The sequence below is a fragment of the Aurantimonas marianensis genome, from assembly GCF_024195285.1.
In the GTDB taxonomy this organism is placed as follows: domain Bacteria; phylum Pseudomonadota; class Alphaproteobacteria; order Rhizobiales; family Rhizobiaceae; genus Aurantimonas; species Aurantimonas marianensis.
Genome location: NZ_JALHBS010000119.1, coordinates 1 through 15,915 on the forward strand (window position 1 = coordinate 1; position 15,915 = coordinate 15,915).

A 15,915-nucleotide genomic window follows, 5' to 3' on the forward strand; every position below is an offset into this window, starting at 1 on the left:
TCCGTGAAGGCGGCCGCACCGTCGGCGCCGGCATCGTCGCCTCGATCGTCGAGTAAGATACGACTAAGGCGGGCGCGTTGCGGCACGATCGAGTGTGACGCGCCCGCTGCTTTGCCCGCAGGGGCGAACGGGGCATGCCTCGCGCCACATTGGCTGCTTTGAGAAGACAAGCGCTCGGAAAGCGCCGCCGCGCCGGTGGTCTCCGACGAGAGGACGAATGAAATGAACGGCCAGAATATCCGTATCCGCCTCAAGGCGTTCGATCACCGGGTTCTCGATGCGTCGACCCGGGAGATCGTGTCGACCGCCAAGCGTACCGGCGCGAACGTGCGCGGTCCGATCCCGCTGCCAACGCGGATCGAAAAGTTCACCGTCAACCGCTCGCCGCACATCGACAAGAAGTCGCGCGAGCAGTTCGAAATGCGCACCCACAAGCGGCTCCTCGACATCGTCGATCCGACGCCGCAGACGGTCGACGCGCTCATGAAACTCGACCTCGCCGCTGGCGTGGACGTCGAGATCAAGCTCTGATCCGAGCACGGGAAGGATAACGCCCATGCGTTCAGGTGTGATAGCCCAGAAGGTCGGCATGACCCGCGTCTACAATGACGTCGGCGAGCATGTTCCGGTTACCGTTCTGAAGGTCGAAAACCTCCAGGTCGTGGCTCAGCGGACCAAGGAAAAGAACGGCTACACCGCCGTTCAGGTCGGCGCTGGCCTCGCCAAGGTCAAGAATACGTCGAAGCCGATGCGCGGCGTGTTCGCCCAGGCTTCGGTGGAGCCGAAGCGCAAGCTCGTCGAGTTTCGCGTCTCGGACGACAACATGATCGATGTCGGTGCCGAGATCACGGCCGAGCATTTCGTGGCCGGGCAGATGGTCGACGTGACCGGACCCTCGATCGGTAAGGGTTTTGCCGGCGCGATGAAGCGTCATAATTTCGGCGGCCTGCGCGCCACCCACGGCGTCTCGGTCTCGCATCGCTCGCACGGTTCGACCGGTCAGCGTCAGGATCCGGGCAAGGTCTTCAAAAACAAGAAGATGGCCGGGCACATGGGGCAGGTTCGCGTCACGACGCAGAACCTCGAAGTGGTCCGCACCGATCTCGACAAGGGCCTGATCCTGATCCGCGGCGCGGTTCCAGGTTCCAAGGGCGGCTGGATCGAAATTCGCGATGCCATCAAGGCCTCGCTGCCCGACAACGCGCCGAAGCCGGCCGCGCTGCGTTCGGCCGCCAACGATGGCGCCGCCGCGGAACCCGCGGACGCTTCCGAGGGAGCGGAATAATGGACATTACGATCAAGAGCCTCGACGGCAAGGACGCCGGCACGGTTACGCTGGCGGACGAGATCTTCGGCCTCGAGCCACGCGAGGACATCCTGCAGCGGATGGTCCGCTGGCAGTTGGCCAAGCGCCAGCAGGGCACGCATCAGACGCTCGGCCGCGCCGAGATCGCGCGCACCGGCGCCAAGCTGTACCGCCAGAAGGGCACCGGACGGGCGCGTCACGGCTCGGCGCGTGCGCCGCAGTTCCGCGGCGGCGGCAAGGCCCATGGTCCGACTTCGCGCAGCCATGCTCATGACCTTCCCAAGAAGGTTCGGGCGCTGGCTCTCAAGCATGCGCTTTCGGCCAAGGCGAAATCGGGCGGCCTCATCGTCGTTGACGAGCTGAAGTCGTCGGAAGCCAAGACCAAGGCGATGATCAAGCGCTTCGCCGGTCTCGGCCTGGCCAACGCGCTGATCATCGATGGTGCCGAGCTGGACACGAATTTTTCGCGTTCGGCCCGCAACATTCCGCATATCGACGTGCTGCCGATCCAGGGCATCAACGTCTACGACATTCTCCGCCGCCAGACGCTGGTTCTGTCGAAGGCTGCGATCGAAGCTCTGGAGGAGCGGTTCAAGTGAGCGATCTTCGTCATTACGACGTCATCACGAGTCCGGTGATCACCGAGAAGTCGACGCTTCTTTCGGAGTCCAACCAGGTTGTCTTCAACGTGCCGCGTACCGCGACCAAGCCGGATATCAAGGCGGCTGTCGAGGCGCTGTTCGGCGTGAAGGTCACGGCCGTCAACACGCTGGTCCGCAAGGGCAAGGTCAAGCGCTTCCGCGGTCGTATCGGCCGCCAGAGCGATCAGAAAAAAGCCGTCGTCACGCTGGCCGAAGGCCAGTCCATCGACGTCTCGACCGGTCTTTGATCGGGACCGGAGGAGCTTAGGCAATGGCATTAAAGAATTTCAAACCGAACACGCCGAGCCAGCGCCAGCTGGTCATCGTCGATCGCTCGGGTCTGTGGAAGGGCAAGCCTGTCAAGCAGCTCACCCAGGGGCTGACTCAAAAGGGCGGACGCAACAACACCGGTCGGGTGACGGCGCGCTACCAGGGTGGCGGTCACAAGCGTACCTACCGCGTGATCGACTTCAAGCGCCGCAAGCTCGACATGTGGGCGACGGTCGAGCGGATCGAGTATGATCCGAACCGCACCGCGTTCATCGCGCTGGTCAAGTATGAGGACGGGCAGGTCGCCTACATCCTGGCGCCGCAGCGGCTTGCGGCGGGCGACAAGGTCATCGCCGGGCTCTCGGGCGTCGACGTCAAGCCGGGCAATGCGATGCCGCTGTCGGCGATGCCGGTCGGGACGATCGTCCACAATGTCGAGATGAAGCCGGAAAAGGGTGGTCAGATCGCTCGCTCCGCCGGGTCCTACGCTCAGCTGGTCGGTCGCGATGCCGGTCTTGCGATCCTTCGCCTGAACTCCGGCGAGCAGCGGCTGGTGCCGTCGTCGTGTTTTGCCACGGTCGGCGCGGTGTCGAACCCGGATCATTCGAACATCAATCTCGGCAAGGCCGGTCGTTCGCGCTGGCTGGGTCGTCGTCCGCATGTTCGCGGTGTTGCGATGAATCCGGTGGACCACCCGCATGGCGGCGGTGAAGGCCGGACTTCCGGTGGCCGCCATCCGGTGTCGCCCTGGGGCAAGCCGACGAAGGGCAAGCGGACCCGCCAGAACAAGGCGACCGACAAGTTCATCATGCGCTCGCGTCATCAGCGTAAGAAGTAAGAGGATTTTTTCATGACACGTTCCGTCTGGAAGGGTCCGTTCGTCGATGGCTACCTTCTCAAGAAAGCCGAGAAGGGGCGCGCGAGCGGCCGCAACGATGTGATCAAGATCTGGAGCCGTCGGTCGACGATCCTGCCGCAGTTCGTCGGCCAGACCTTCGGCGTCTACAACGGCTCCAAGCACATCCCGGTTTCGGTCAACGAGGACATGGTCGGGCACAAGTTCGGCGAATTTGCTCCGACACGGACCTATTATGGCCACGGCGCCGACAAGAAGGCGAAGAGGAAATAACGATGGGCAAGGCCAAAGCCGAGCGTCGGCTGAAGGATAACGAGGCGAAGGCTGTTGCCCGGACGATCCGTGTCAGCCCGCAGAAGCTCAACCTCGTCGCGCAACTGATCCGTGGCAAGAAGGTGGACGCCGCGCTGGCGGACTTGACCTTCTCGCGCAAGCGGATCGCCGAGACGGTGAAAAAGACGCTGGAAAGCGCCATCGCCAATGCCGAGAACAATCATGATCTCGACGTCGATTCGCTGATCGTTGCCGAAGCCTATGTGGGCAAGTCGATCACGATGAAGCGTTTCCATGCCCGCGGTCGCGGCCGGGCGAGCCGGGTCGAGAAGCCGTTCTCGCATCTGACGATCGTCGTGCGCGAGATCGCCGAACTCGAGGAGGCCGCGTAATGGGTCAGAAAATCAATCCGACCGGCTTTCGGCTCGGCATCAACCGCACCTGGGATTCGCGTTGGTTCGCCAACACCGGCGAATATGGCCAGTTGCTGCACGAGGATCTGAAGATCCGCCGCTATCTGCTCGAAGAGCTGAAGCAGGCCGCGGTCTCCAAGATCGTCATCGAGCGTCCGCACAAGAAGTGCCGGATCACGATCCACTCGGCGCGTCCGGGCATCGTCATCGGCAAGAAGGGCGCGGATATCGAGAAGCTTCGCAAGAAGCTGGCCTCGATGACCAACGCCGAGACGCACATCAACATCGTCGTGGTGCGCAAGCCCGAGACGGACGCGACCCTGGTCGCGCAGTCGATCGCCCAGCAGCTGGAGCGCCGCGTGGCGTTCCGCCGCGCCATGAAGCGTGCTGTCCAGTCCGCGATGCGCCTCGGCGCCGAGGGCATCCGCATCAATTGCGGCGGCCGTCTCGGCGGCGCGGAGATCGCGCGGACGGAGTGGTATCGCGAAGGCCGTGTGCCGTTGCACACGCTGCGCGCCGACATCGACTATGGCACCGCCGAGGCGAAGACTGCCTACGGTATTTGCGGCGTCAAGGTCTGGATCTTCAAGGGCGAGATTCTCGAGCACGATCCGATGGCGTCCGAACGCCGGCAGATCGAGGGCGACAGTCAAGGTGGCGGTCGTCGCCGGGAACACGCCTGAGCGTTCAGAATTCGGAGTGAACTAAGATGCTGCAGCCAAAGCGCACTAAGTACCGGAAGGCGTTCAAGGGACGCATTCATGGTACCGCAAAGGGCGGAACCGGCCTCAACTTCGGTGCCTTCGGCCTGAAGGCGATGGAACCGGAGCGGGTGACCGCTCGCCAGATCGAGGCGGCCCGCCGCGCGATCACCCGACAGATGAAGCGCCAGGGGCGCGTGTGGATCCGGATCTTTCCGGATCTGCCGGTAACCTCGAAGCCGACCGAAGTCCGCATGGGTAAGGGTAAGGGCTCCGTCGACTATTGGGCGGCGCGTGTTCATCCGGGCCGTGTGGTCTTCGAGATCGACGGGGTCGATGAAGTGACTGCCCGCGAGGCGCTTCGCCTCGGCGCGGCAAAACTGCCGATCCGCACGCGCTTTATCCAGCGCATTGCCGAGTAAGGAGAGTTTGAAGTGAAAGCTTCCGACGTCAAAGCGATGACCCAGGACGAACTCACCGATGAGCTCGGCAAGCTGAAGAAGGAGCAGTTCAACCTGCGCTTCCAGCGTGCCACGGGTCAGCTCGAGAATACCGCCCGCGTGCGCCAAGTGCGCCGCGATATCGCGCGAATCAAGACGATTTCTCGCCATAAGGCGGGCGAGGCCAAGGCCTGAGGACGGAACTATGCCGAAACGCATCCTGCAGGGGACTGTGGTCTCCGACAAGAACGAAAAGACGGTGGTCGTGCTGGTGGAGCGTCGCTTCACCCATCCGCTGTTCAAGAAGACCGTGCGCCGGTCGAAGAAGTACAAGGCGCACGACGAGAACAATCAGTGCAAGGTCGGCGATATGGTCTCCATCGAGGAGACCCGGCCGATCTCGAAGGACAAGAGCTGGATCGTCGTTTCGAACGGCGTGGCAGCAGCCAGTTGATGGATTGGCCGGGACAGTGCGGTTCGGCACGTCCCGGCAGCAAGTTTTGAAGGCGGCCTGACATGATTCAGATGCAAACAAACCTCGACGTCGCGGATAATTCCGGCGCCCGTCGTGTCATGTGCATCAAGGTGCTGGGCGGCTCGAAGCGGAAATATGCCTCGGTGGGCGACATCATTGTCGTTTCCGTCAAGGAGGCCATTCCGCGCGGCCGCGTGAAAAAGGGCGATGTGATGAAGGCCGTGGTGGTGCGTACCGCCAAGGACATCCGCCGCGCTGACGGCTCGGTCATCCGGTTCGACCGGAACGCCGCCGTCATCATCGACAACAAGAAAGAGCCGCTTGGCACGCGTATCTTCGGACCGGTTCCGCGCGAGCTTCGCGCCAAGAGCCACATGAAGATCGTCTCCCTGGCCCCCGAAGTTCTTTAAGAGGAGGCGGACGATGCAGAAGATCCGCAAGGGCGACAATGTCGTCGTGCTCGCCGGCAAGGACAAGGGCCGGTCGGGTGAAGTGATTCAGATGATGCCGAAAGAGGGGCGGGCACTGGTACGCGGGGTCAATATGATCAAGCGCCATCAACGCCAGTCCGCTTCCCAGGAAGCCGGTATCATCACAAAGGAAGCCCCGATCCAATTGTCGAACATCGCGGTCGCCGATCCGAAGGACGGCAAGGCGACGCGCGTGGGCTTCAAGACCCTCGACGACGGCACGAAGGTGCGTGTCGCGAAGCGCTCGGGAGAGCAGATCAATGGCTGATACGGAAACCGCTTACGTGCCGCGTCTCAAGCGCGTCTATCGCGAAGAGGTCCGCAAGGCGATGCAGGAACAGTTCTCGTACAAGAACGAGATGCAGGTTCCCCGCGTCGACAAGATCGTGATCAACATGGGTGTCGGTGAGGCCACCGCCGATTCCAAGAAGCCGACGGTGGCGGCCGAGGATCTGGCAAGGATCGCCGGTCAGAAGCCGGTCATCACGCACGCCCGCAACTCGATCGCCGGATTCAAGGTCCGCGAGGGCATGCCGATCGGCGCGAAGGTCACGCTTCGCAAGGATAAAATGTATGAGTTCATGGATCGGCTGGTCCAGATCGCGCTGCCGCGCGTTCGCGACTTCCGCGGCCTGAACCCGAAGAGCTTTGACGGTCGCGGCAATTTCGCGATGGGCGTCAAGGAGCACATCGTGTTCCCCGAGATCAACTACGACAAGGTCGATCAGATGTGGGGCATGGACATCATCGTCTGTACGACGGCGAAGACCGACGAGGAAGCCCGAGCGCTGTTGAAGGCGTTCAACTTCCCCTTCCGCCAGTAACGGCAGACGAGCAAAGGACGAGACAATGGCCAAAAAGGGCATGATCGAGCAGAACAACCGGCGCATGAAGCTGGTGGCGAAATATGCCGCCAAGCGCGCCGCTCTGAAGGCGATCACCAAGAATGCCGACGCTCCCATGGAGGAGCGTTTTCAGGCGCAGCTCCAGCTCGCGGAACTTCCGCGCAACGGCTCGAAGGTACGTATCCGCAATCGCTGCGAAGTGACGGGCCGTCCGCGCGCCTATTATCGCAAGCTGAAGATGAGCCGCATCGCGCTCCGGGAACTCGGCAACAATGGCCAGATCCCCGGTATCGTGAAGTCGAGCTGGTAAGGAGGTAGCGACATGTCACTGTCTGATCCGCTCGGCGATATGCTGACCCGCATCCGTAACGCGATCATGCGCAACAAGACGACGGTCTCCACGCCGGCGTCGAAACTGCGCGGCCGAGTCCTCGATGTCCTGAAGGACGAGGGCTACATTCGTGGCTACACCCAGACCGAGTTCGAGAACGGCAAGTCCGACTTCGAAATCGAGTTGAAATATTACGACAACGGCCCGGTCATTCGCGAGATCGCTCGCGTTTCCAAGCCTGGTCGTCGGGTCTACGTTTCGGCGAAGACCATCCCGCAGGTCGCCAATGGTCTCGGCATCTCCGTTCTTTCGACTCCGAAAGGCGTGATGGCCGATCACAGTGCCCGCGAACAGAATGTCGGCGGCGAGGTGCTCTGCCGCGTCTTCTGACGCGGCAGCCTCAACCCGCAACGAACGGACAGGGTATCGAAATGTCTCGTATTGGTAAGAAGCCGGTCGCCGTGCCCGAGGGCGTCACCGCCTCCGTCGAGGGGCAGACGGTCAAGGCTAAGGGACCGAAGGGCGAACTGTCCTACGTCGTCAATGAAGAAGTGCTGGTCAAGATGGAGGACGGCGCGGTTGCCGTCGATCCGCGCGACAATTCCAAGGATGCGCGCTCCAAATGGGGCATGTCGCGGACGATGATCGCGAACATCCTCAACGGCGTGAAGACCGGCTTTGAAAAGAAGCTCGAAATCAACGGCGTCGGTTATCGCGCTTCGTTGCAGGGCAAGAATCTGCAGTTGGCTCTGGGCTTTTCGCATGACGTGCTCTATCCGGTGCCGGAAGGCATCCAGATTGTCGTGCCCAAGCCGACGGAAATCGTCATCTCGGGTATCGACCGGCAAAAGGTCGGCCAGGTCGCGGCTGAAATCCGAGGCTATCGCGGCCCAGAGCCCTACAAGGGCAAGGGCGTGAAATACGCGAACGAGACGATCGTTCGCAAAGAAGGCAAGAAGAAGTAGGGCTCGTTATGGCTACCTTGAAGGCAAACCTGCGACGCCGGGCTTCGCGCATCCGTCGCTCGCTGAAGAAGGTGGCGAACGGTCGTCCGCGGCTGTCCGTCCACCGCTCTTCGAAGCACATCTACGCGCAGATCATCGACGACGCGGCGGGCCGTACGCTCGCTTCGGCTTCCACGCTCGAGCCGTCACTGCGTTCGGAACTGAAGACCGGTGCCGATACCGCCGCGGCTGCGGCGGTCGGCAAGCTCGTCGCCGATCGTGCAAAGGAAGCGGGGGTGACCGACGTCGTGTTCGATCGCGGCTCGTTCATCTACCACGGCCGCGTGAAGGCGCTGGCCGATTCGGCGCGCGAGGGCGGCCTCAACTTCTGAGGCCTGCTCGGTCCGTCCGGACGTTTTCGTTGGGGTGGATCATATGACCGTTCGGCGGTCGCTCGATGCGGCCGTCTTTTCAAAAGACGCCTCCGGAAAAGAACAAGGAACAGGATATGGCGCCTCGTAACGACAGACGTGACGACCGCGATGACGGTTTCGTCGACAAGCTCGTCCACATCAACCGCGTCGCCAAGGTGGTGAAGGGCGGCCGCAGATTCGGTTTCGCCGCGCTCGTCGTCGTCGGCGATCTGAAGGGCCGGGTCGGCTTCGGCCACGGCAAGGCGCGCGAAGTGCCGGAAGCCATCCGCAAGGCGACGGAAGCCGCCAAGCGCGATTTGATCTTCGTGCCCTTGCGCGACGCCCGTACGCTGCACCATGACGTCACCGGCCGCCACGGCGCCGGCAAGGTCATCCTGCGCGCCGCCGAGGCCGGTACCGGCATCATCGCCGGTGGCCCGATGCGCGCCGTCTTCGAAGCGGTCGGCATGCACGACGTGGTTGCCAAGTCGCTCGGATCGTCGAACCCCTACAACATGGTTCGCGCCACCTTCGACGGCCTGAAGAACGCCACGCATCCCAAGGACGTCGCATCCCGCCGGGGTATCAAATATTCGACCCTTCAGGCCCGCCGCCGGGAAGTCATCGGCGCTCAGGCGTCCGAAGATTGATTGGAAGCGAGAACCTCAACCGAGGGTCTCGCGCTTTGACTGAAGGAGCCAATCGATGGCCGAAAAGAAATCCCCCGCGAAGGGCAAAGCCACCACGGTCACGGTCGAGCAGACCGGCAGCCCGGTCCGCCGCCCTGGTGCTCAGCGCCAGACGCTGGTCGGTCTTGGTCTGAACAAGATGCACCGTCGCCGCACGCTGGAGGATACTCCCGCGGTGCGCGGCATGATCGCCAAGGTCGCTCACCTCGTGCGTGTGGTCGAAGAGGCTTGACGAGCGCCGCGGAGCGAGGAGCTCGCGCGGTCGAGGAGCCCAACCCCCCTTTGCCAGAACCTCGACCGCACGCATCGCATCGCGTTGACGGGGTCGATGTTCCAGGAGAAACAAGATGAAACTCAACGAGATTTCCGACAAGGAAGGCGCCACTCATTCGCGCCAGCGCGTGGGTCGCGGAATCGGCTCGGGACGCGGCAAGACCGGCGGTCGCGGCGTCAAGGGGCAGAAGTCCCGGTCGGGCGTGGCCATCAACGGGTTCGAGGGCGGTCAGATGCCGCTCTTCCGGCGTCTGCCGAAGCGCGGCTTCACGAATATTTTTGCCAAGAGCTTCAACGTGGTCTCGGTCGGCCGGATCCAGCAGGCGATCGACGCCGGCAAACTGGATGCCAAGGGCACGATCGATCTCGCCGCGCTGAAGGCGGCGGGCCTGGTGCGCCGTTCCAAGGACGGCATCCGCCTTCTGGGAGACGGCGAACTTTCCGCGAAGGTTTCGATCACGGTCGACGGCGCGTCGAAGTCGGCGGTTGAAAAGGTCGAGAAGGCGGGTGGGTCGGTGACGACGGCGGGTGCGCAGGCTTAATCGCCCTTCTTGCACACGCCTTCCTCGCCGTTTATCTCTCGTGCTTTCTCGGGGGAGAGATTTGCTCTACCCGCTCACGTGAGGCGGAACGCGAGTCACCGTCCTTCTGCTGACCCACGGGACAACCCGGAGACAAGTTCGACATGGCATCGGCTGCGGAACAACTCGCCGCTAACTTGAATTTCTCGGCCTTCGCCAAGGCCGAGGATCTCAAGAAGCGCATCTGGTTCACCCTTGGTGCACTGCTTGTCTATCGCCTCGGGACCTATATCCCGATGCCGGGCATCAATCCGGACGCGTTGGCGCAGGCGTTTCAGCAGCAGTCGACCGGTATTTTGGGCATGTTCAACATGTTCTCCGGCGGCGCCGTCGGGCGCATGGCGATCTTTGCCCTCGGCATCATGCCGTATATCTCCGCCTCGATCATCATTCAGCTGATGACGTCGGTCATTCCGTCGTTGGAGCAGCTGAAGAAGGAAGGCGAGCAGGGCCGCAAAATCATCAACCAGTACACGCGCTACGGTACCGTGCTGCTGGCGACCGTGCAGGCCTACGGCATCGCCGTTGGATTGCAGACCCAACCGGGGATCGTGGTCGACCCCGGCACATTCTTCCAGATTTCAGCTGTCATCACGCTGGTCGGCGGCACCATGTTCCTGATGTGGCTTGGTGAGCAGATTACCGCGCGCGGCATCGGCAACGGTATTTCGTTGATCATCTTTGCCGGTATCGTCGCCAATCTCCCGTCTGCGATCGCCAACCTCCTGGAACTCGGGCGAACCGGCGCGCTGTCGACGGCAATCATTCTTCTGGTGATCCTGGTCGCGGTTGTATCGATCGCGGTGATCGTGTTCTTCGAGCGGGCGCAGCGCCGGCTGCTGATCCAGTATCCGAAGCGCCAGGTCGGCAATCGCATGTTTCAGGGCGACACGTCGCACCTGCCATTGAAGCTGAACACCGCGGGCGTCATTCCGCCGATCTTCGCGTCGTCGCTGCTTCTGCTGCCGGTGACGATGGCGAATTTTTCCGACACGTCGACTCTGCCCGGCTGGGCGACGGCCATCGTCGCCTCCCTCGGCAACGGCCAGCCGCTGCACATGTTTCTCTATGGCAGTCTGATCGCCTTCTTCGCGTTCTTCTATACGGCGGTCGTCTTCAATCCGAAGGACACGGCCGACAATCTGAAGAAGCATGGCGGTTTCGTCCCAGGCATTCGGCCGGGTGAACGAACAGCGGAATACATCGATTACGTGCTGACGCGCATCACGGTCGTCGGAGCCATCTATCTCGTTCTTATCTGTCTTCTACCCGAGTTTTTGATTACGACCGTAGGTGTCCCGTTCTATCTCGGTGGTACGTCCTTGCTGATCGTGGTCAGTGTCACGATGGATACGGTCGCTCAGGTGCAGGGGCATCTTCTGGCGCACCAGTACGAGGGCCTCGTCAAGAAGTCGAAGCTCAGGGGTGGGAGACGGGGAGCCAGATGAGACTCATACTGCTCGGGCCACCGGGAGCCGGGAAGGGCACCCAGGCGCAGAGGTTGATCGAGCGGCACGGGATTCCGCAGCTTTCGACCGGGGACATGTTGCGGGCGGCCGTGGCCGCCCAGAGCGAAATCGGCCGCAAGGCGAAAGCCGTCATGGATGCCGGAAATCTGGTGTCGGACGATATCGTCAACGCGATCGTGTCCGAACGGATCGATCAGGATGACTGCGCCAAGGGGTTCATTCTCGACGGATATCCGCGCACGCTGAATCAGGCGGACGCGGTCGAGGCAATGCTTGAGGACAAGGGGCTCCGGCTTGACCACGTCATTGAGATCAAGGTCGATGACGACATTCTCGTGAGGCGGGTTTCGGGGCGTTTTTCCTGCGCCAGCTGCGGAACGGTCTATCACGACGAAGACAGGCAGCCGAAGGTCGCGGGGGTCTGCGACGTCTGCGGGTCGACCGAGTTCAAGCGCCGTCCGGACGACAACGCGGAAACCATGCGGACACGCCTTCGCTCCTACTACAGGGATACGTCGCCACTCGTCGGCTACTATCACTGCAAGGGGACATTGCGCAGGGTCGACGGCATGCAACCGATCGATGTCGTGACCGATAGTATCGAGGCCATTCTCAGCGCCGAAACCGCGTCAGGCGGGTATCGCGCTGGACAAGCGGGCGGTTGACTTGTCGAGCCCCGTTGCTCTATAGCCTGCGCCTATTCGCGAATCCTTTGCGATCGGCGCAGGCCTTCGTTTGAGGGCCAGCTTCGGTCGTTTTCGGCCGTAGGGCTCTCATCTTGCATGAGACGGGCTCCCTGCCCATCTAAATCTAGGAGTATCGACGTGGCCCGTATCGCTGGCGTCAACATCCCGAGCAACAAGCGCGTCGTCATCGCGCTGCAGTACATCCATGGCATCGGTTCGACCTTTGCCAAGGAAATCGTGCAGAAAGTCAATCTCGGCGATGAGCGCCGGGTCAATGACCTGACCGACGGTGAAGTGCTGCAGATCCGCGAGATCATCGACCGCGACTACCAGGTCGAGGGCGATCTGCGCCGCGAGACAGCGATGAACATCAAGCGTCTGATGGACCTCGGCTGCTATCGCGGCCTGCGGCATCGTCGCAGCCTGCCGGTTCGCGGTCAGCGGACCCACACCAACGCCCGCACCCGCAAGGGCCCGGCGAAGGCGATCGCAGGCAAGAAGAAGTAATTTTACGCGGTGCGCCCTTCGGGCGCGCTGTTGGTGTAGCCGCCGGCATTACGGCGGTGTGGATATCAAACAGGACTTATCAAATGGCCAAGGAAGCACAGCGCGTTCGTCGCCGCGAGCGCAAGAACATCACGTCGGGCGTTGCCCATGTGAGTTCGACCTTCAACAACACGTTGATCACGATCACCGACGCGCAGGGCAATGCGATTGCCTGGTCCTCGGCGGGCGCACAGGGCTTCAAGGGCTCGCGCAAGTCGACGCCGTTCGCCGCGCAGGTCGCCGCCGAAGACGCTGCCAAGAAGGCGCAAGAGCACGGCATGCGGACGCTCGAGGTCGAGGTTTGCGGGCCGGGTTCCGGGCGTGAGTCGGCATTGCGAGCGCTGCAGGCAGCCGGCTTCACGATCACGTCGATCCGGGACGTGACGCCTATCCCGCATAACGGCGTGCGTCCGCGCAAGAAGCGCCGCGTTTGATGCTTTCCGCCGCATCCTTCCGGGTGCGGCGTGCGGCCGACAGGAGGGGTTTCACCCTCCGTTATCAGACCTATCGCCACGATTGGATGGTGGCGAGGAAACTGAAAGGCATCCGTCATGATTGCTAGCAACTGGCAAGATCTTACCAAGCCCAACCAGGTGGTGTTCAAGAGCGGCGGCAGCCGCGTCAAGGCATCGCTGACGGCAGAGCCGCTCGAGCGTGGCTTCGGGCTTACGCTCGGCAACGCCCTGCGCCGCGTCCTGCTCTCGTCGCTCCAGGGAGCGGCGATTACGGCGGTTCAGATCGACGGCGTATTGCACGAGTTTTCGTCGATTCCGGGCGTTCGGGAGGATGTCACCGACATCGTTCTCAACGTGAAGGAAATCTGCATCGGCATGCAGGGCGAAGGGCCGAAGCGCATGGTCGTGCGCAAGCAGGGCCCTGGCGTGGTTCGCGCCGGCGACATCCAGACCGTGGGCGATATCGAGGTTCTTAATCCCGAGCATGAGATCTGCACCCTTGATGAGGGCGCGGAGATCCGCATGGAGTTCACGGTCAATACCGGCAAGGGCTACGTCCCGGCCGACCAGAACCGGGCGGAAGATGCGCCGATCGGCCTGATCCCGGTGGATTCGCTGTTTTCACCGGTCAAGAAGGTGTCCTACAAGGTCGAAGCCACCCGCGAGGGGCAGGATCTCAACAAGGACAAGCTGACCATGCAGATCGAGACGGATGGCTCGATCACCGGCGAAGATGCGGTGGCCTATGCCGCGCGTATCCTTCAGGATCAGCTTTCTGTCTTCGTCAACTTCGAGGAGCCGCAGCGCGATCAGCGCGGCGCGGCCGGGGCCGCCGACGAGCAGATGGCCGAGCTGGCGTTCAATCCGGCGCTGCTGAAGAAGGTCGATGAACTCGAGCTGTCGGTACGGTCGGCCAATTGCCTGAAAAACGACAACATCGTCTATATCGGTGACCTGATCCAGAAGACCGAGGCGGAGATGCTGCGTACGCCGAATTTCGGCCGTAAGTCGCTGAACGAGATCAAGGAAGTGCTTGCCTCGATGGGGCTGCATCTCGGTATGGAAGTCACCGACTGGCCACCGGAAAACATTGACGACCTGGCCAAGCGCTACGAAGACCAGTACTAAGACGGCGCGCTCCCGACCGCGGATGCGGTCGGGAGCCAATACAATGATTCAAAGGAACGGCGGCCTGTCGCTTCGACGGCAGGGACGCAAAGATCCCGACCTCCGACGTCAAGGCGTCGGCATATTTCTCCGAGGAAAACCCCATGCGTCACGCCAAGCGCGGCCGGAAACTCAACCGTACCGCCAGTCACCGTAAAGCGATGTTCGCCAACATGTCGGCATCATTGATCATGCACGAGCAGATCGTCACGACCCTGCCGAAGGCGAAGGAGCTTCGCCCGATCATCGAGAAGATGATCACGCTGGGCAAGCGCGGCGATCTTCATGCCCGTCGCCAGGCACTGTCGAAGGTTCGGGACGGCTCTGTCGTCGCCAAGCTGTTCGATACGCTGGCAACTCGATATGCCGATCGCAACGGCGGCTATACCCGCGTTCTGAAGGCTGGTTTCCGCCGGGGCGACAATGCTCCGCTGGCGGTCATCGAATTCGTCGATCGCGATCCAGAGGCCCGTGGCGCGATCGATCGCGAGCGGCTGGAGGCCGAAGGCGAGCAGGAAGACGCCGCCTGATCGTCGGATCGACGCCATGACAGGATGATGAAGGGGCCCACGCGGCTCCTTTTTCTTGTGCCATCGGCCGCATTCCGATCCTTGCCGATCACATTCTCCAAGCCGGATGGTCCAGTTATGTGGAGCGTGTCCGACATCCGAAGACCTTTGATACCGGCCAGCGTTTGACCTGATTCGGTTATGATCTCCTTATTTTCGCTGAGCGTGACACCCTTTTACCGGCGAATGGAGCGGATGAGCGATGTCATTGAAGATCTGAACCGCCCCGGCTTTCCCGGAGACTGTTGGTTCGAATCTTACGCGGCGATCAGCATAGCCTCACGCTGGGCGTAGTAGGCGCGCCGAGCGCATTGTCGGATGAATTTCCTACGCTGCCGACGGAGGGTAAGGGTGGTCGGGTCCACATGAAAACTCCAAGCCGCCTTTAACAACCTCTTGCAATCACAGAGATTTCGGCTTCTCGACCCTTTCGAAACGGCTTCTCAAGGACGCCGCGGCGGTCGCCCGTTAAGTTGGTCTGACTCGTTCAGATAACCGATAAAACGTCCGAAAGGTCAGTTCGGTCATAGACCGGTGCGAAGGCCGGATCGAGAACGATTTCGCGGTTGCGGTTCGACCAATAGCAATCCAGGCCCGCGGCGACGGCGCCGAACACATCGCTGCGGCTGCCCGCGACATGCAGGATCGCCTCCGGCGGTACTCCGAGTTGCTCCTGCGGCAACCTGTACATCGAGGGATGCGGTTTGTAATGGCCGGCATGTTCGGACGAAAAGATGTGATCGAACGGGTCGCCGATCCGCCGCGCCACGGCTTTCAGCATCGCCTCGTCGCCATTCGACAAAACCGCCGTCTGAAAGCCGCCTTGGTTAACCGCCTCGACGACAGCTCGCGCTTCCGGCCACGGGTCGATTTCGTCCCATGCGGCGATTAACTCGGCTCGAACCTCCCTGGACGCCGCTACTCCCTTCTGGTGGGCGGCATAGTCGAAGGCCTGGCCAGTCGCGCTGCGGAACGGTACGCGCTCGCCGCCCAGCGAATTGCTCAGCTGAAGCCGTTCCATCTGCCTGTCAGGCGACACGGCAAACTGACCCCCTGGCGCCATGAGGAACTGCCCCCTCGATAGCCAGGAGGTCGGCATGGA

28 protein-coding genes are annotated in these 15,915 nt (G+C 62.0%); 27 read left to right on the top strand and 1 reads right to left on the bottom strand.

All coding sequences use genetic code 11. From position 1 onward, the window contains the following. Positions 1-222 precede the first annotated feature (222 nt). The 27 genes from rpsJ to rplQ all read left to right on the top strand — a co-directional run bounded on the left by rpsJ (position 223) and on the right by rplQ (position 14,774). On the top strand, positions 223-531 hold the full coding sequence (rpsJ, locus tag MJ956_RS18030; RefSeq protein WP_007066362.1) for a 30S ribosomal protein S10: 309 nt from the start codon (positions 223-225) through the stop codon (positions 529-531). Positions 532-556: 25 nt separating this feature from the next. Then, positions 557-1,285, top strand: a complete 729-nt coding sequence (gene rplC, locus MJ956_RS18035; RefSeq protein WP_253965824.1) for a 50S ribosomal protein L3 — start codon at positions 557-559, stop codon at positions 1,283-1,285. Beyond that, entirely contained in the window at positions 1,285-1,905 is a 621-nt protein-coding gene (gene rplD, locus MJ956_RS18040) for a 50S ribosomal protein L4 (RefSeq protein WP_253965825.1), read from the top strand. Before rplC ends, rplD begins: the two co-directional genes overlap by 1 nt. Next, positions 1,902-2,195 (top strand): 50S ribosomal protein L23, encoded by a 294-nt coding sequence (locus MJ956_RS18045; RefSeq protein WP_253965826.1) that lies wholly within the window; start codon positions 1,902-1,904, stop codon positions 2,193-2,195. Before rplD ends, MJ956_RS18045 begins: the two co-directional genes overlap by 4 nt. Positions 2,196-2,218: 23 nt before the next feature. Continuing rightward, complete coding sequence (gene rplB / locus MJ956_RS18050) at positions 2,219-3,055, top strand: 50S ribosomal protein L2 (protein WP_253965827.1); 837 nt, start codon at positions 2,219-2,221, stop codon at positions 3,053-3,055. A gap of 12 nt (positions 3,056-3,067) precedes the next feature. Continuing rightward, positions 3,068-3,346: a 30S ribosomal protein S19 gene (gene rpsS, locus MJ956_RS18055; RefSeq protein WP_206453998.1), complete on the top strand. Its 279-nt coding sequence runs from the start codon at positions 3,068-3,070 to the stop codon at positions 3,344-3,346. Positions 3,347-3,348: 2 nt separating this feature from the next. Further along, entirely contained in the window at positions 3,349-3,738 is a 390-nt protein-coding gene (gene rplV, locus MJ956_RS18060; RefSeq protein ID WP_253965828.1) for a 50S ribosomal protein L22, read from the top strand. Further along, positions 3,738-4,442, top strand: coding sequence for a 30S ribosomal protein S3 (rpsC, locus tag MJ956_RS18065; protein WP_253965829.1), 705 nt, complete (start codon positions 3,738-3,740; stop codon positions 4,440-4,442). Before rplV ends, rpsC begins: the two co-directional genes overlap by 1 nt. Positions 4,443-4,468: 26 nt before the next feature. Further along, positions 4,469-4,882: a 50S ribosomal protein L16 gene (gene rplP / locus MJ956_RS18070; protein WP_206454001.1), complete on the top strand. Its 414-nt coding sequence runs from the start codon at positions 4,469-4,471 to the stop codon at positions 4,880-4,882. 12 nt (positions 4,883-4,894) lie between these two features. Then, positions 4,895-5,095 (top strand): 50S ribosomal protein L29, encoded by a 201-nt coding sequence (gene rpmC, locus MJ956_RS18075; RefSeq protein WP_206454002.1) that lies wholly within the window; start codon positions 4,895-4,897, stop codon positions 5,093-5,095. A gap of 10 nt (positions 5,096-5,105) precedes the next feature. Continuing rightward, complete coding sequence (gene rpsQ / locus MJ956_RS18080) at positions 5,106-5,354, top strand: 30S ribosomal protein S17 (RefSeq protein WP_206454003.1); 249 nt, start codon at positions 5,106-5,108, stop codon at positions 5,352-5,354. Positions 5,355-5,416: 62 nt separating this feature from the next. After that, the gene (rplN, locus tag MJ956_RS18085; RefSeq protein ID WP_206454004.1) at positions 5,417-5,785 is read left to right on the top strand and encodes a 50S ribosomal protein L14; all 369 of its coding nucleotides are present in this window, start codon (positions 5,417-5,419) and stop codon (positions 5,783-5,785) included. Between the two features lie 13 nt (positions 5,786-5,798). Next, positions 5,799-6,113 carry a 50S ribosomal protein L24 gene (gene rplX, locus MJ956_RS18090; RefSeq protein ID WP_206454005.1) on the top strand — a complete coding sequence of 105 codons (315 nt, stop codon included), beginning with the start codon at positions 5,799-5,801 and terminating at the stop codon, positions 6,111-6,113. Then, positions 6,106-6,669, top strand: a complete 564-nt coding sequence (gene rplE / locus MJ956_RS18095; RefSeq protein WP_206454006.1) for a 50S ribosomal protein L5 — start codon at positions 6,106-6,108, stop codon at positions 6,667-6,669. Before rplX ends, rplE begins: the two co-directional genes overlap by 8 nt. Before the next feature lie 25 nt (positions 6,670-6,694). Continuing rightward, positions 6,695-7,000 carry a 30S ribosomal protein S14 gene (rpsN, locus tag MJ956_RS18100; protein ID WP_206454007.1) on the top strand — a complete coding sequence of 102 codons (306 nt, stop codon included), beginning with the start codon at positions 6,695-6,697 and terminating at the stop codon, positions 6,998-7,000. Positions 7,001-7,012: 12 nt separating this feature from the next. Further along, a complete protein-coding gene (gene rpsH, locus MJ956_RS18105) occupies positions 7,013-7,411 on the top strand; it encodes a 30S ribosomal protein S8 (protein WP_206454008.1) in 399 nt (132 codons plus the stop codon). Between the two features lie 41 nt (positions 7,412-7,452). Continuing rightward, on the top strand, positions 7,453-7,986 hold the full coding sequence (gene rplF, locus MJ956_RS18110) for a 50S ribosomal protein L6 (RefSeq protein WP_253965830.1): 534 nt from the start codon (positions 7,453-7,455) through the stop codon (positions 7,984-7,986). 8 nt (positions 7,987-7,994) lie between these two features. Beyond that, positions 7,995-8,357: a 50S ribosomal protein L18 gene (gene rplR, locus MJ956_RS18115; protein ID WP_253965831.1), complete on the top strand. Its 363-nt coding sequence runs from the start codon at positions 7,995-7,997 to the stop codon at positions 8,355-8,357. Between the two features lie 116 nt (positions 8,358-8,473). Next, positions 8,474-9,028, top strand: coding sequence for a 30S ribosomal protein S5 (gene rpsE, locus MJ956_RS18120; RefSeq protein WP_253965832.1), 555 nt, complete (start codon positions 8,474-8,476; stop codon positions 9,026-9,028). A gap of 55 nt (positions 9,029-9,083) precedes the next feature. Next, positions 9,084-9,299: a 50S ribosomal protein L30 gene (gene rpmD / locus MJ956_RS18125; RefSeq protein ID WP_253965833.1), complete on the top strand. Its 216-nt coding sequence runs from the start codon at positions 9,084-9,086 to the stop codon at positions 9,297-9,299. Positions 9,300-9,414: 115 nt separating this feature from the next. Further along, positions 9,415-9,882, top strand: a complete 468-nt coding sequence (gene rplO / locus MJ956_RS18130; RefSeq protein ID WP_253965834.1) for a 50S ribosomal protein L15 — start codon at positions 9,415-9,417, stop codon at positions 9,880-9,882. A gap of 143 nt (positions 9,883-10,025) precedes the next feature. Then, positions 10,026-11,369 carry a preprotein translocase subunit SecY gene (gene secY / locus MJ956_RS18135; RefSeq protein WP_253965835.1) on the top strand — a complete coding sequence of 448 codons (1,344 nt, stop codon included), beginning with the start codon at positions 10,026-10,028 and terminating at the stop codon, positions 11,367-11,369. Beyond that, positions 11,366-12,055 carry an adenylate kinase gene (locus MJ956_RS18140; protein WP_253965836.1) on the top strand — a complete coding sequence of 230 codons (690 nt, stop codon included), beginning with the start codon at positions 11,366-11,368 and terminating at the stop codon, positions 12,053-12,055. Before secY ends, MJ956_RS18140 begins: the two co-directional genes overlap by 4 nt. A 159-nt stretch (positions 12,056-12,214) precedes the next feature. After that, positions 12,215-12,583, top strand: coding sequence for a 30S ribosomal protein S13 (gene rpsM / locus MJ956_RS18145; RefSeq protein WP_206454016.1), 369 nt, complete (start codon positions 12,215-12,217; stop codon positions 12,581-12,583). Positions 12,584-12,666: 83 nt separating this feature from the next. After that, entirely contained in the window at positions 12,667-13,056 is a 390-nt protein-coding gene (gene rpsK, locus MJ956_RS18150) for a 30S ribosomal protein S11 (protein WP_206454017.1), read from the top strand. Positions 13,057-13,173: 117 nt separating this feature from the next. After that, positions 13,174-14,205, top strand: coding sequence for a DNA-directed RNA polymerase subunit alpha (locus MJ956_RS18155; protein WP_253965837.1), 1,032 nt, complete (start codon positions 13,174-13,176; stop codon positions 14,203-14,205). A gap of 143 nt (positions 14,206-14,348) precedes the next feature. After that, positions 14,349-14,774, top strand: coding sequence for a 50S ribosomal protein L17 (rplQ, locus tag MJ956_RS18160; RefSeq protein ID WP_206454019.1), 426 nt, complete (start codon positions 14,349-14,351; stop codon positions 14,772-14,774). Between the two features lie 526 nt (positions 14,775-15,300). Here the strand turns inward: rplQ and MJ956_RS18165 are convergent. Then, a partial coding sequence (locus MJ956_RS18165; RefSeq protein ID WP_253965838.1) for an HAD-IA family hydrolase occupies positions 15,301-15,915 on the bottom strand: 615 nt, incomplete at its 5' end.

Excerpts from the sequence above, each read along its gene's own strand:
- rplB (WP_253965827.1), top strand. The coding sequence starts at position 2,219 with ATGGCATTAAAGAATTTCAAACCGAACACGCCGAGCCAGCGCCAGCTG.
- MJ956_RS18140 (WP_253965836.1), top strand. The coding sequence starts at position 11,366 with ATGAGACTCATACTGCTCGGGCCACCGGGAGCCGGGAAGGGCACCCAG.
- rpsE (WP_253965832.1), top strand. The coding sequence starts at position 8,474 with ATGGCGCCTCGTAACGACAGACGTGACGACCGCGATGACGGTTTCGTC.
- rplN (WP_206454004.1), top strand. The coding sequence starts at position 5,417 with ATGATTCAGATGCAAACAAACCTCGACGTCGCGGATAATTCCGGCGCC.
- rplO (WP_253965834.1), top strand. The coding sequence starts at position 9,415 with ATGAAACTCAACGAGATTTCCGACAAGGAAGGCGCCACTCATTCGCGC.
- MJ956_RS18155 (WP_253965837.1), top strand. The coding sequence starts at position 13,174 with ATGATTGCTAGCAACTGGCAAGATCTTACCAAGCCCAACCAGGTGGTG.
- rpmD (WP_253965833.1), top strand. The coding sequence starts at position 9,084 with ATGGCCGAAAAGAAATCCCCCGCGAAGGGCAAAGCCACCACGGTCACG.
- rpsJ (WP_007066362.1), top strand. The coding sequence starts at position 223 with ATGAACGGCCAGAATATCCGTATCCGCCTCAAGGCGTTCGATCACCGG.
- rplP (WP_206454001.1), top strand. The coding sequence starts at position 4,469 with ATGCTGCAGCCAAAGCGCACTAAGTACCGGAAGGCGTTCAAGGGACGC.
- rplR (WP_253965831.1), top strand. The coding sequence starts at position 7,995 with ATGGCTACCTTGAAGGCAAACCTGCGACGCCGGGCTTCGCGCATCCGT.
- rpsQ (WP_206454003.1), top strand. The coding sequence starts at position 5,106 with ATGCCGAAACGCATCCTGCAGGGGACTGTGGTCTCCGACAAGAACGAA.
- rpsC (WP_253965829.1), top strand. The coding sequence starts at position 3,738 with ATGGGTCAGAAAATCAATCCGACCGGCTTTCGGCTCGGCATCAACCGC.
- rpsH (WP_206454008.1), top strand. The coding sequence starts at position 7,013 with ATGTCACTGTCTGATCCGCTCGGCGATATGCTGACCCGCATCCGTAAC.
- secY (WP_253965835.1), top strand. The coding sequence starts at position 10,026 with ATGGCATCGGCTGCGGAACAACTCGCCGCTAACTTGAATTTCTCGGCC.
- rplD (WP_253965825.1), top strand. The coding sequence starts at position 1,285 with ATGGACATTACGATCAAGAGCCTCGACGGCAAGGACGCCGGCACGGTT.
- rplC (WP_253965824.1), top strand. The coding sequence starts at position 557 with ATGCGTTCAGGTGTGATAGCCCAGAAGGTCGGCATGACCCGCGTCTAC.
- rplE (WP_206454006.1), top strand. The coding sequence starts at position 6,106 with ATGGCTGATACGGAAACCGCTTACGTGCCGCGTCTCAAGCGCGTCTAT.
- rplV (WP_253965828.1), top strand. The coding sequence starts at position 3,349 with ATGGGCAAGGCCAAAGCCGAGCGTCGGCTGAAGGATAACGAGGCGAAG.
- rplX (WP_206454005.1), top strand. The coding sequence starts at position 5,799 with ATGCAGAAGATCCGCAAGGGCGACAATGTCGTCGTGCTCGCCGGCAAG.
- rpsK (WP_206454017.1), top strand. The coding sequence starts at position 12,667 with ATGGCCAAGGAAGCACAGCGCGTTCGTCGCCGCGAGCGCAAGAACATC.
- rplF (WP_253965830.1), top strand. The coding sequence starts at position 7,453 with ATGTCTCGTATTGGTAAGAAGCCGGTCGCCGTGCCCGAGGGCGTCACC.
- rpsN (WP_206454007.1), top strand. The coding sequence starts at position 6,695 with ATGGCCAAAAAGGGCATGATCGAGCAGAACAACCGGCGCATGAAGCTG.
- rplQ (WP_206454019.1), top strand. The coding sequence starts at position 14,349 with ATGCGTCACGCCAAGCGCGGCCGGAAACTCAACCGTACCGCCAGTCAC.
- rpsS (WP_206453998.1), top strand. The coding sequence starts at position 3,068 with ATGACACGTTCCGTCTGGAAGGGTCCGTTCGTCGATGGCTACCTTCTC.